Annotated in this window: 11 protein-coding genes; 1 reads left to right on the top strand and 10 read right to left on the bottom strand. The window is 68.3% G+C overall.

Annotated features, from left to right (window positions below):
* Nucleotides 1-16: 16 nt before the first annotated feature.
* The 10 genes from D5S18_RS26945 to D5S18_RS26900 all read right to left on the bottom strand — a co-directional run bounded on the left by D5S18_RS26945 (nt 17) and on the right by D5S18_RS26900 (nt 10076).
* A complete protein-coding gene (locus tag D5S18_RS26945; protein ID WP_158607992.1) occupies nt 17-628 on the bottom strand; it encodes a TetR/AcrR family transcriptional regulator in 612 nt (203 codons plus the stop codon).
* Nucleotides 621-2156, bottom strand: a complete 1536-nt coding sequence (locus D5S18_RS26940) for a class I adenylate-forming enzyme family protein (protein WP_120043884.1) — start codon at nt 2154-2156, stop codon at nt 621-623. The genes D5S18_RS26945 and D5S18_RS26940 overlap by 8 nt, the downstream gene beginning before the upstream one ends.
* Nucleotides 2147-2878 carry a hotdog family protein gene (locus D5S18_RS26935; protein WP_120043883.1) on the bottom strand — a complete coding sequence of 244 codons (732 nt, stop codon included), beginning with the start codon at nt 2876-2878 and terminating at the stop codon, nt 2147-2149. Before D5S18_RS26935 ends, D5S18_RS26940 begins: the two co-directional genes overlap by 10 nt.
* Complete coding sequence (locus D5S18_RS26930) at nt 2875-3927, bottom strand: ABC transporter ATP-binding protein (RefSeq protein ID WP_120043882.1); 1053 nt, start codon at nt 3925-3927, stop codon at nt 2875-2877. Before D5S18_RS26930 ends, D5S18_RS26935 begins: the two co-directional genes overlap by 4 nt.
* A complete protein-coding gene (locus D5S18_RS26925) occupies nt 3924-4709 on the bottom strand; it encodes an ABC transporter permease (protein ID WP_120043881.1) in 786 nt (261 codons plus the stop codon). Before D5S18_RS26925 ends, D5S18_RS26930 begins: the two co-directional genes overlap by 4 nt.
* A complete protein-coding gene (locus D5S18_RS36195) occupies nt 4706-5557 on the bottom strand; it encodes an ABC transporter permease (RefSeq protein ID WP_158607991.1) in 852 nt (283 codons plus the stop codon). Before D5S18_RS36195 ends, D5S18_RS26925 begins: the two co-directional genes overlap by 4 nt.
* Nucleotides 5554-6495, bottom strand: a complete 942-nt coding sequence (locus tag D5S18_RS26915) for an extracellular solute-binding protein (RefSeq protein ID WP_158607990.1) — start codon at nt 6493-6495, stop codon at nt 5554-5556. Before D5S18_RS26915 ends, D5S18_RS36195 begins: the two co-directional genes overlap by 4 nt.
* 213 nt (nt 6496-6708) lie before the next feature.
* Nucleotides 6709-8118 (bottom strand): amidase, encoded by a 1410-nt coding sequence (locus D5S18_RS26910; protein WP_120043878.1) that lies wholly within the window; start codon nt 8116-8118, stop codon nt 6709-6711.
* Between the two features lie 52 nt (nt 8119-8170).
* Nucleotides 8171-8686, bottom strand: a complete 516-nt coding sequence (locus D5S18_RS26905; RefSeq protein ID WP_120043877.1) for a cupin domain-containing protein — start codon at nt 8684-8686, stop codon at nt 8171-8173.
* A gap of 169 nt (nt 8687-8855) precedes the next feature.
* The gene (locus tag D5S18_RS26900) at nt 8856-10076 is read right to left on the bottom strand and encodes a carboxymuconolactone decarboxylase family protein (protein WP_158607989.1); all 1221 of its coding nucleotides are present in this window, start codon (nt 10074-10076) and stop codon (nt 8856-8858) included.
* A 130-nt stretch (nt 10077-10206) separates the two neighbouring features.
* Between D5S18_RS26900 and D5S18_RS26895 the strand changes: the two genes are divergently transcribed.
* Nucleotides 10207-11058, top strand: coding sequence for a maleylpyruvate isomerase family mycothiol-dependent enzyme (locus D5S18_RS26895; RefSeq protein WP_120043875.1), 852 nt, complete (start codon nt 10207-10209; stop codon nt 11056-11058).
* Nucleotides 11059-11280: the final 222 nt, after the last annotated feature.

The raw sequence follows: 11280 nt of genomic DNA, 5'->3' as shown, positions 1-11280 counted from the left end.
GAGCGCCGCGCGGCGGTCACGGTTCATCGACGCCCAGGAGCAGTAGCGCGTTGTGGGCCATTTGGGTGATGACCTCGTCGAGGGTCAACCGCCCTTCGGGGTTGAACCAACTGCCCACGCCGTTGCAGAGTTCGATGACGCACAGGCGGGTGACGGCGCTGTCGGGGGCGGTGAATTCGCCGGTGGCCAGGCCGGAGTCGATGACCTCGGCCCAGACGGCTTCGAATTCGTCGCGCAGGGCGATCATGCGGGCGCGGTGGGTGGGGGACAGGAGGTTGAGTTCGGCGCGGGAGACCCGCCACAGGTCGCGTTCGGCGACCTCGCCCATGATGTGGACCCTGGTGAGGCCGCGCAGGCGCTCGGTGGGGGTGCCGGGTGCGGCGGCCTGTTCGCGCATGCGGGGCATGAAACGGCTGTAACTGCGTTCGACCAGTTTGACGAACAGCGATTCTTTGCTGTCGGCGTAGTGGTAGAGCGAGCCGATGGTGACGCCTGCCCGCTTGGCGATCTCCCTGATGCCGACGGCCGCGTAGCCGCGGTCGGCGAAAAGTTCGCAGGCGGCGTCGAGCAGCCAGGTCTGGACCTCGTTCTCCGACCTGGTGGATCGGTCGCGCGATAGTTCAGCCACGGTGTGATCTCCTTTCGCCGCGATCGACAGTGGGCCACCGCTCGGCCTGTTCGACCAAGTGGCGCTTGATGATTCGCTCCGAGGGGGTGCGTTCGAAGGCGTCCACGAAGGTGAGGAAGCGGGGCAGCTTACGCGGGCCGAGCCGCAGGGCGGCCTGTTCGGCGATCCGCTCGGCGAGTGCGTGCGCGGCGGCGGTGTCGACGGGTGCGTGCACCGGTTGCACGAACGCCCACACCTCCTCACCGCGAATCTCGTCGGGCCGCGGCAGCACCGCGGCGTCGATCACCTGGTCGCTGTCGCGCAGCGCCGCCTCGATCTCCTGGCAGGACAGGTTCTCCCCGGAGCGTCGCACGATATCTTTCCTGCGACGCAGGTAACGATATCGATCGCCGCGCCGCTCGAGCACATCGCCGGTATTGAACCAGCCGTCGCGAATCGTCTCCGCCGTGGCCTCGGGTCGATTGTGGTACTCGCGCACCACCGAAGGGCCGCGCACTTCGAGCAGTCCCTCGCCATCCCCGGTGACGACCTCGCCCGCCGGGTCGACCAGTCGCAGACGCACACCGGGCGGCGGTTCGCCGAGCCAACCGGCCCCGACCTCACGCTCGGACCGAATCCCTTGCGCCAGTACCAGTCCGGTCTCGGAGAGTCCGTAGAGTTCGCGCCACGCGATCCCGAAACGCCGCTCCAGTTCCGCGTGCCGCCCGCGCGGCACGCCCACGCTCCACGCGGCCTCGGCGCCGTGCGCGCGATCGGCGGGCGAGGGCGGGGTGTTGACCAGCATGGCGGGCATGGAACCGATGGTGACGAATTTCGTGATCCGATGCGCCCGAACCTGTTCGAAGAAATCCTGCGAGCGAAACCGTTCCAGGTAGACGCAGGTCGCGCCGGCACTGAGGCAGGCGAGCAGCAGCATGAACGGGTCGCCGTAGTAGAGGGGCTGGCTGGAGAGGACCCGGTCCCAGGGGCGCAGGTCGAGCGCGGCGGCCATGGCGAGTCCGTCGAGCAGCCACTGCCGTTGGGTCTTGGCGACGGCCTTGGGGACCCCGGTCGAGCCGGAGGTCAGTCCGAAGCGCACCCGCAGTTCCGACATCGGCCGAGCGCCAAGGGAATTCGCGGGGATCCCCACCGGGTGGTCGAGCAGGCGCACCGGTTTGTCGTGCAGCAGTCCGGCGTGCGCGCGGGCGAAATCGGCGCTGACCACCAGCAGATCCGGATCCACCAGGCCGAGGATATGGCCGAGTTCGACATCGGTGAGGGTCGGATTGATCGGCAGCGCCGCCGCGCCGAGGTCGGCGGCGGCCAGGATGTGCAGCAGCAGCGGGCTGCCGCCGTCGAGGGCGAGGGCGATGACATCGCCCGCGCCGATACCCGACTCGGCGAGTCCCGCGGCGATACCCGCCGTGCGTTCGGCGAGCGCGCGGAAACTCAACCGCTCCCCGGCGGCCGTCTCGAGTACGATCCGCTCGCCGTGCGCCTGCGCCGCGTCGCGGGCCAGTCCGGCCAGGTTCTCGATGTTTAGCGGCATACCATCACCCAATCAATGTGGCCTACAGGCTTATTCGAGACCGAATCGATCATGTGCACCTCGAGTCGGGTGACCGAGAGGTCCGGTCGGGTCCGGCTGGGCCGCACCGCGGGCAGGCCGACGATGCAGTGCACCGTGTCGTCCGCGCGCACGTCGGCCAGTTGGGTCCAGCGCAGCCACCGATTCAACACCAGTTCGAAAGCGCCGGGCAGCTTGTCCCGCACCACCAGGCCGGAGGCGGTGAGCAGCAGCACCGGCCACGGCACCGAACCGGGGCTCGGCGCGTCGACGGGCGGCAACCAGTGCGCAAGCAATCCGGTATCCGCGCCGGTCATGGTGCGGCCGCGCGAGATTCGGCCGTCCTCGGGCGGATGTCCCGGCGCGCCGGCGACACCGACGCGGCCCCGTCCGCGCAGCGAATCGTCCTGGCTGAGGTGGAAGCAGCGGCCGCCGGTGACCGCACCGGATTCGATGCGGACCGTCGCGCCCTCGAAGATCGGTCCGTCGAAGGACCATTCGACATCCTGGCGGGTCCACAGCAGTGCCGGATCGTGGGTGTGCAAGGCGACGAGCATTCCGCTGATTCCGGAGAGCACCCGCTGCCCGTACATGGCGCGCGCGGCGGCGTACCGGTTGGTGTGCAATTCCTCGCCGGTGCCCTCCCACACCGAGCCGAGCAGGAAGTCGCGATCGGTGATGGTGCGATGGTCGATGGCGTTCACGCGATCACCGCGCATTTGTCGATATCGAGGGTCGCGACGACCTCGTCGCCGACCCGCAGGCCTGCGGCGGCCGCGCTCGGCACGTGCGCCACCACCGCGCCGAGTGCCTCCGAACGCAGGTCGACGCGCACGATCTCGCCGAGGAAGGCCAGATCGGTGACGCTGCTGGGCAATGCGATTCCGTCGGAGCCGAATCCGATGGCCCGCCGGGGAATCGCGAGCCGATCACCGGCGGGATCGACGGCGCGCACCCGGCAGTCCCGTCCGGCGAGCGCGAATTCGGCGTATCCGTCGCGGTGGCGATTCTGCGGCAGGGCAACGAGATTCGCGTCGGTCAGCAGGCGCGCCACATAGGCCGTCGGCGGACTCTCGTACAGTCGCGCGGGGGTGTCGACGCCGACGACGCGGCCGCCGTGGAAGACCGCGATGCGGTCCGAGAGCGCCAGCGCCTCGTCCCGATCGTGGGTCACATACAGGACGGTGCAGCCGGTGCTGCGGTGTACGCGCCGGATCTCGGCCTCCAGATCCAGTCGCAGCGCCCGGTCGAGCGCGCCGAGCGGTTCGTCCATCAGCAGCAGTTGCGGTTGCGGCGCGAGCGCGCGGGCCAGCGCCACCCGCTGCTGCTGGCCGCCGGAGAGTTGGCGGGGCAGTTTGTCGGCGTGCGCGCCGAGTTCGGTGAGTTCGAGCATCTGCGCGACGCGGGCCTGCGCGCGCTGCTTGGACCACCCGCGCCTGCGCAGTCCGTAGGCGACATTGCGGCCGACGCTCAAATGCGGGAACAGCGCGTAATTCTGGAACACCATCCCGATATCGCGTTCGCGCGGCGGTTTTCCGGAGACGTCCGCACCCGCGAGTCGGATGGCGCCCTCGTCGCAGGTCTCGAAGCCCGCGATGAGTTTGAGCGTGGTGGTCTTGCCCGAACCGCTCTGGCCGAGGAAGGTGACGAATTCGCCTTCGGCCACCCACAGGTCGACCTCGGCCACCGCGACGGCCGCGCCGTAGCGCTTGCTCACCCGGTCCAGTTGTAGGCGGGGTGTCGGATCGGTCATCGGGTGCGCTCCTTCGCGCCGAGTGCCTCCGCCGCGCTCATCAGCACCGCGGTGCCGACGATGAGCAGGGTGGCGATGGCGGTGATGACCGGATCGACCCCGGTGCTCACCGAATTGAAGATGGCCAGCGGCAGTGTCATCGTGGCGGGTCCGCCGACGAAGACCACGAGCGTGGATTCGTCGAAGCTGGTGACGAAGGCGATGATGGTGGCGGCCAACAGGGTTCGAGCCAGCGCGCGAATGGTGGTGTCCCACCAGGCCCGCCCGCGGCGCGCGCCGAGGGTCATGGCCGCCAGTTCCAGATCGGGCGAGGTGGCCTGCATGGCGGGCCACAGCACGAACAGCGCGAACGGTAGGCACAGCGCGGCGTGGGAAAGGATCACCCCCGCGAAGGTGTCCAGCACATTGATTTTCGCCAGGAATCCGTACAGCGCCATGGCCAGCGCGACCCCCGGCACCAGCATCGGCAGCGTGCAGAAGGCGACGATGGCGTTCTTGGCGCGCAGTCCGGTGCGGCCGAGTCCGAGAACCAGCAGCGCGGCGGCGAGCACCGAAATCACCGTGGCCGCCAGGGCGATACCGGCCGAGCGCAGCGCGTCGGCGGTCCATTCCCGCGATCCGAACAGTGTCGAGTATTGGCGCGAACCCCAATGATCCGGTGGGAAGGCCAGATACGCGTCGGAGGAGAACGACATCACCGCGACCAGCGCCATGGGCGCGAGCAGGAAGACCACGAGCAGTCCGACGACGATTCGGCCGGTCCAGCCGACGACCCGATTCATGCCCCCGCTCCTTTCGGCAGGTAGCGGGCGGCGAATTGGCTCGCGCCCACCGCGAGCAACGCCACCGCCAGCAGCGCGCACGCGAGCGCCTGTGCACCCCCTAGGTCGTAGCGGTCGAAGATGTGCGTGCCGACCAGCGAGGCGACGAACGGCTTGCCGGGTCCACCGAGGATGACCGGGGTGATGTAGAAGCCAAGTCCGATGACGAAAACCAGAGTGGCCGTTGATAGTGCCGACCGCGCGGCCAGTGGCGCCACCACGTCGACGAGCGCCCGCGCCCGGCTCGCCCCGGCGACTTCCGCCGCCTGCAGCAGGGTGCGATCGATCCCCGACAGCGCCGCGTACATCGGCAGCACCGCATAGGGCAGCATCGCGTAGACCATGGCGAGGACTACCGCCGAATTCGTGTACAGCAGACCGTTTTTCGTCTCCGAAAGGCCCAAACGCTCCAGGATGGTCGCGACCGGACCGTTGCTGCGCAGCAGCAGGACGAAGGCGTAGTTCTTCACCACCACGCTCATCCAGAACGGCGCAAGCACCGCCAACCACAGCAGCGCCCGCCACAGCGCCGAGCGGGTCACGCACATCGCCCAGGCCAGGATCGAACCCAGACCCGTCGCCACCACCGCCACGGCGAGGCTCACCCACAGCGTGCGGGCCAGTGCCGCCCGCTCGACCGAATCCGTCACCAGATCCGCCAGCACTCGGCGTCCGTCGGCATCGAACGCGCCCGCGAACAGCAGTCCGATCGGGATGATGACGAGGGCGGCGACCAGCAGCAGGGCGGGGGTGGCCAAGCCGAGGCCCAGGGCGGCCGGACTCTGCGCCCGCCATCCACGCCCCCTCATCCGGCCACCAGCCGCTCCCACTGCGGTCCGACGGCGCCCGCGTTCTGCGCCCACCATTCCGGACGCAGCCGCAGTTGACTCTCGGCATGGGCGGCGGGCAGCGCATCCGCGTCGGCGGGTTTCATCGATGCCAGACTTTCCCGGTGCGACATTCCGTAGCCGAGTGCGGCGGCCAATTTCGCCTGCAATTGCGGATCGGTCGCATAGAATTCCAGGTATTTCATTGCCTCGACGGAATTCGGGCCGCCTTTCACGACGACCATATAATTCGGATTCACGACGGAGCCGCCCCAGCGCAGTGTCAGCGGCGTGCCCTGTTCGGTCACCGCCTTGGCTCGGCCGTTCCACATGATCGCCATATCCACCTGGCCGTCGCGCACCACCTGCATCTGCTGATCGCCGCTGGTGGTCCACACATCGGGACGCAGTCGCGCCATGGAGTTCAGCGCGCGCCCGACATCGATCGGATACACCTGATCGGGGCGGACGCCGTCGGCGATAAGTGCCGAGGCCAGCATGACCGGCGCGACATTCGGGACGGCGCGGCGGCCGGGGAAGTCCTTGGTATTCCAGAATTGGATCGGGTCGTCGGGGCATTTGACCTGTGCGCGACAGGCGATGACATAGCCCGTATCGCCAAGGGCCACACCGTAGTCGGTGACCGCGCCGGGCAGCGAGACCGCCTCGAGTCGGCCGCGCAGCTCCGGCGAGAGGTGTTCGAGCAGGCCGAGCTGATCGGCCTGTGCCGCATCCGAACCGCTGAGCCCCTCGATGACGCTCCAGCTCACGTGCCGCGCCTTGGACTGTGCCTCCAGTTTGGCCGCGAAGCCGGTGCCGACGGCGACCTGTTGAAATGCGGTCCCGGAGCGCGCCTGATAGGCGCTCTGCAGAATCGATTTCAGTGAATCGCCGGTGCTGCCACCGTAATTCGCCGCCACTATGGCGCCCGAATCGGTGATCGACGAGCTGCAACCCGCGACGAGCGCAGCGGTGGAGAGAATTGCGGCACAGACCGCTCTAGGGGTTCGACTATGCATTGTCCACCCAATCTTTCGGAGAATGGATGGGAGCATATCAATCGATCGATATGTTGCCAAGGCCACAGTCGAGCGGCGGGCGGTCGGGCCGCTCGCCGCTCGATCCGCCTCGGCTCAGTCGGTGATCCTGCGCCAGGGACTCGCCTCTTCGAGTTCGAAGGCGAGTTCCAACAGCGTGCGCTCGTCACCGGGGGCGGCGGCGAACAGCGCGCCCAAGGGAATCCCGGAATCGGCCGCGTGCAGCGGCAGCGAGATGGCCGGGGTCCCGGAGATGTTGTTCAGCGGGGCCAGGCAGTCGTAGGACACGACCCGCTCGAACCAGGACTCGAATTCCTGTGCGGGCGAATGATATCCGAGCTCCGGCGTGATGTGTCCGACCACGGGCGAGAGCAGGACGTCATAGCGGGTGAACATCCCGACGTATTGGCGACCGATGCGCCGCAGGCGGTACAGCATCTGCGGGGTGCGCGCGGCGTTGCGGCGGAACAGATCCGCCAGGCCGCGAGTGTTGTTCTCCAGCTTGCGATGGTCGAAATCCGGACCGAACATTCGCCTGCCATTGTGCTTGAAGGCGAAGGTGAACAGTCCGAGATACTTGCCGAAGGTGTCCCAGTAGTCCGCCGGGACCGGGAGGGTGGTCTCCTCGACCCGATGGCCCAAACCTGTCAGCAGGGCGATGCTCGCATCGATCGAGGCGCGGGTCGGCGCGTCGAAGCTGGAGCCGGTCGGGGAGGTGGTGACGACGCCGATCCGCAGCCGGGTGCGGCCCGCGCCCTCGACCGCGCGGATCGGTGGCAGTGCCGGATTGCGGTAGCGGCGCTCCGCCTCGGCCATGACCCGCGCGGTATCGCGCACGCTGCGCGAAAGTACGCCCTGCACCGCGACTTTCACCGGCATGATCCGGTCGCCCGCATCGACCAGGGTGCGGCCCCTGCTCGGCTTGAGTCCGACGAGTCCGCAGGCCGCGGCGGGAATGCGAATCGAACCGCCCGCGTCGGTGGCGTGCGCGATGGGCACGATCCCGGCGGCCACCAGTGCCGCCGCGCCGCCGGAGGAGCCGCCCGTGGAGCGTCCGGTATCCCACGGATTGCGCGCGGGCTCCTTATCGGTGAACTCGGTGGTGATATTGAAGGCGAATTCCGGCAGCCGCGACTTCCCGAGCGCGACCATGCCCGCATCGAGCAACTGCCTGCTGAACTCGCCGTCCACCGTGGCGGGCGCGGCTTCGAAGGTGGCGGTGCCGCACTGAGTGGGCAACCCGCAGGCGCCCGTGTTGTCCTTGATCGCCGTCGGCACACCCGTGAACGGACCCGAGGGCAGGTTGTCGCAGGCGGCGAGAGCGCGCTCGAAATCGGTGCAGGCGAACGCGCCCAGACTCGGGCCGACCCGCTCGGCGCGCGCGATGGCGGCGGCCACCACCTCGCGCGCGGTGACCTCACCCGCGGCGATGCGGGCGGCGATACCGGTGGCGTCGAGATCACCCATCGCGTCATCGGTGAACGCGTGCAGGCGTGAAGTACTCATGGATCTCCAGATTTCTGACACCGGGGCGGCTCCATTGCCGCCCCGCCGAGATTCAGGCCGAGGGCAGCGGGGTGGGCACTACCTCGATGCCGTACTGACCCGCGATGATCGGGCAGTCCGCCCCGCCCGCGGGGGCTTCGTCATCGGGGCCGGTGAGGATCACACCGTCCTCGATGAACATCTTTTCCAGACCGGACGGCGCGACCAGGATGAGCATGCGCGCCGGGCGGTCGGTGTCATTGCGGAAGCCGCGCACCACCCCGACCGAGGCATTGAGGAAGGTGCCCGCGCTCGCCGGGATGCGCTGGGTGTCGGTGAAGAACACCACCTCGCCCTCCTGCACGAGGAAGGCTTCCTCCTCCCGGCTGTGGATGTGGAACGGTGCGCCCTCGCCCGGCCGCAGCGTGGCTTCGAACAGCGAGTACTTGTTGTTGGTCTCCGCGCCGGTGGCCAGGTAGCGGTAGACCATTCCTCCCGACGCGACGCGCAGGCCGCTGCCCGGCGCGGACACGGTGGCCTGCGGCGTGGCCGCGCCTGTCTGCGTGCGGATTTCGTCGTGGACGGTCATCGGTGAGTCCTCCTTCGGTGGCACTGACGGTGGTCGCGCGCAGTGCGCTGGGCCACACTGGCGCACGCTACCGCCGGCACTGGCGGGCAGGCATGATTCGTTGCCGTCCCGGCAACGCGCGGGCTAACCGGCGGTTACAGCCCGTTGCAGGACAAGGGAGTCCATCCGATCACAGCCAGGTGCTGATACGTCGTGCGGCGGCCAGACCAGCCCACGCGGTGAGTTCGATCAGCGCGGCGTCACCGGGTTGATCGGTCCGGAACGCGTCGATGACGGACCGGTCGACCTGGTAGGCGGCGAACGCGCTGAGCAGTGCCAGCCGCCCCGCGGACCGCTGCCCTTCCGGAAGCCGATTCGCCAATTCATCCGCCCACGCCCGACCGAGCCCTCGATTCTCCCCGCGCCAGCGGGCCAGTTCCGTCAGCACGAGTTCGCGCACCGGCGCGGATACGGACTCGACCCCGTCGATCGCGGCATACGCGCGGGTGAATGCTTCGGCCACCGCAGGATTGGCACGGGCGGCACCGCCGCCATCGGGACGTGAATTGCGCACGACGGGATCGGGCGGAGCGGCAGTGGTATCGCGCCCGGCCGCACCGGGATCAAGCGCGAAGCCTGCGGGGTTGTGTGCGCTGGGATCCAGGTTGGCGAGGGCGGGATCGTGCACGGCGACAGCGGGATTGGGCAAGGCCCAGTCGATATCGTGCGGTGGGGTGGCGGCAGGCAGCAGCTCCAGTGCGCGGCCCGGCGGGTGGGTATCGGTGGCGGCCGCGCGGATGATGCCGCCCAGTGCCCGCATGACCGGAGTCAGCGCGACTTTCGGTACACCGGGCGGCAGTGGCAGGTCTGCGAGGAAGATGGTGACCATGCGGTTGAGGTAGTGCATCATCACGGTGGCGCCGACCATCTCCGGTCGCTCCTCGGCCGAATACGGTGGTGGGGCCTCGGATTCGGTGCTGCTGCCCTTGGCCCATCGCGCGATGGTCCGCTGCCGAGGGTCCGCAATCTCCTCGATTCGGTCGGCGTAGAGCAGCGCCGCGTCCGTGGTCTGGCCCAACCCGTGCAACGTGCCGCTGTGCACCGTCACACAGAATGGGCACGCGTTGGCCAATGAGACGGCGGTCGCGATGGTCTCCTTGAGCTCGCGGGGGACCCGCCCGGTCGCCAGCAGTGTTTCGCGGACCATGAGCCAGCAGGCGGCCATGACCTCCGGGGCGGGGGAGTGCAGCGCGATCGGGGGCGCCAGGAGTCCGAAATCGCGCTCGACCTGCCGGTAGACCTGTGCGGCGCGGCCCTTCGCCGCACCAGGGGCCAGTGGTGAGACGTAGCGCACCTGTGTGAGTCCCAATCGTCCGAGCACCTTTGCTCGACCACCGCTCATTGCCGCCATCCCTCCTTGTCCGCGCGATCCCCGCGCACCGGTATCAGCATGGTTCATGTGCTTTGCGGGGTGGTGGGTGCGAAGGGATTGCGCAACCGAGAAGAAGCATATTCGCGCACCCGGTTGCTACCATCGATTGATGGCCGAGGTGATCAGCGCCGGGCAGTGGCTAGCGGTGCGGGATGCGTTGCGCGACATCGGTGCTAGGTTCATCGCGCTGGTGCGCTCGGTGCCGCCGACCCTGCGGGCCACCAGGCACTGGACGGTCGCCGACACCGTCGCCCATGTCACCTCGATCGCCCTGTGGGACGCGGCGCTGCTGCGGACCGATCCCATGCCCTACCCGTGGAATGTGCTCGGCGACCGCATCCGGATCACCGACGTGGATACCGTTGATGTGCTGAATGCCCAAACCATGCGGCGTTTCTCGGAGCGCGACATCACCGTGCTCACCGATCGGCTACGCGACCACATCGACGATATACTGCGCCTCGGCGACGAGCTGGACCCCGATTCGCCGATCCGCTGGCTCGGCGAATCCCACGTTCCCGTGGCCGGTTTGGTCGCCCACCTCACCAATGAACTACAGATCCACGGACGCGATATCGCCCGCGCGTCCCGCGCGCCATGGACGCTGTCGCACGAGTACGCCGCCCAATTCCTGGACCTGTTCGTGGTGGGTGTGACACGGCACGGGGTGGGACAGTTGCTCTACAAGCCGGGGCCGGCGAACACCCGTCGCGTCGCGGTGGATGTGCGCTCCGAATACACGAACCCGGTGACACTCGTCCTCGACGGGGGACGCGTCTCGATCGACGAGCCGGGCGGGCCGGTGGATGTGCGCCTGCGCATCGAACCGGCGGATTTCAACCTGATGATGTTCGGCCGGATCAGCAAAGCCCGCGCGGTGTGTACGGGCAAGGTCGTCATCGGCGGCCCGCACCCCTGGCTGCTACCTACCTTCCTACACACCGTCCGCTTCCCGGCTTGAGCTGGCTGGTCCGCCTCCCCGCCACTTTTGCCGGTCGTGGGTGCCTCGACTGTCGGTCACCGGGCCTGCGGTTGGTCGGCGCTCGACTTTTGGGCGTACCGGTGAGTTACCCGGATCTTGCGAAATCAGTTGTCGTGTCAGGCAATTGGGGTGATCTGGGGTGATAGGTGATCGACATGTGGAAACTCGAGTCCGGCACTCTAGACCGTGTTGGGTAATTTG

The organism is Nocardia panacis (genome assembly GCF_003598715.1).
GTDB lineage: Bacteria > Actinomycetota > Actinomycetes > Mycobacteriales > Mycobacteriaceae > Nocardia > Nocardia panacis.
This window is presented reverse-complemented; position numbering and strand designations above follow the sequence as displayed.

Coding starts and splice junctions, on each gene's coding strand:
- D5S18_RS26940 (WP_120043884.1), bottom strand. CDS start 2,156: ATGCCGCTAAACATCGAGAACCTGGCCGGACTGGCCCGCGACGCGGCG.
- D5S18_RS26930 (WP_120043882.1), bottom strand. CDS start 3,927: ATGACCGATCCGACACCCCGCCTACAACTGGACCGGGTGAGCAAGCGC.
- D5S18_RS26925 (WP_120043881.1), bottom strand. CDS start 4,709: ATGAATCGGGTCGTCGGCTGGACCGGCCGAATCGTCGTCGGACTGCTC.
- D5S18_RS36195 (WP_158607991.1), bottom strand. CDS start 5,557: ATGAGGGGGCGTGGATGGCGGGCGCAGAGTCCGGCCGCCCTGGGCCTC.
- D5S18_RS26910 (WP_120043878.1), bottom strand. CDS start 8,118: ATGAGTACTTCACGCCTGCACGCGTTCACCGATGACGCGATGGGTGAT.
- D5S18_RS26905 (WP_120043877.1), bottom strand. CDS start 8,686: ATGACCGTCCACGACGAAATCCGCACGCAGACAGGCGCGGCCACGCCG.
- D5S18_RS26900 (WP_158607989.1), bottom strand. CDS start 10,076: ATGGCGGCAATGAGCGGTGGTCGAGCAAAGGTGCTCGGACGATTGGGA.
- D5S18_RS26895 (WP_120043875.1), top strand. CDS start 10,207: ATGGCCGAGGTGATCAGCGCCGGGCAGTGGCTAGCGGTGCGGGATGCG.